Here is an 864-nt window from a genome sequence, read left to right on the forward strand (position 1 = left end):
TCCTGTGGACCGATGAGTGACGAAAATCCTGGCCATAGTAGCAGCGATAGTCGGGTGAGAACCCCGACGGCCTAATGGATAAGGGTTCCTCAGCACTGCTGATCAGCTGAGGGTTAGCCGGTCCTAAGTCTCACCGCAACTCGACTGAGACGAAATGGGAAACAGGTTAATATTCCTGTGCCATCATGCAGTGAAAGTTGACGCCCTGGGGTCGATCACGCCGGGCATTCGCCCGGTCGAACCGTCCAACTCCGTGGAAGCCGTAATGGCACGAAGCGGACGAACGGCGGTATAGGGAAACGTGATTCAACCTGGGGCCCATGAAAAGACGAGCATGATGTCCGTACCGAGAACCGACACAGGTGTCCATGGCGGCGAAAGCCAAGGCCTGTCGGGAGCAACCAACGTTAGGGAATTCGGCAAGTTAGTCCCGTACCTTCGGAAGAAGGGATGCCTGCTCCGGAACGGAGCAGGTCGCAGTGACTCGGAAGCTCGGACTGTCTAGTAACAACATAGGTGACCGCAAATCCGCAAGGACTCGTACGGTCACTGAATCCTGCCCAGTGCAGGTATCTGAACACCTCGTACAAGAGGACGAAGGACCTGTCAACGGCGGGGGTAACTATGACCCTCTTAAGGTAGCGTAGTACCTTGCCGCATCAGTAGCGGCTTGCATGAATGGATTAACCAGAGCTTCACTGTCCCAACGTTGGGCCCGGTGAACTGTACATTCCAGTGCGGAGTCTGGAGACACCCAGGGGGAAGCGAAGACCCTATGGAGCTTTACTGCAGGCTGTCGCTGAGACGTGGTCGCCGATGTGCAGCATAGGTAGGAGTCGTTACAGAGGTACCCGCGCTAGCGGG

At 56.4% G+C, this 864-nt stretch carries 1 rRNA gene; it reads left to right on the plus strand.

Features of this window, described 5'->3' with window-relative positions:
* Nucleotides 1-864 (plus strand): 23S ribosomal RNA (locus VI340_RS19800); the annotation flags it as partial.

Source organism: Haloarcula sp. CGMCC 1.6347 (assembly GCF_037078395.1).
Classification (GTDB): domain Archaea; phylum Halobacteriota; class Halobacteria; order Halobacteriales; family Haloarculaceae; genus Haloarcula; species Haloarcula amylolytica.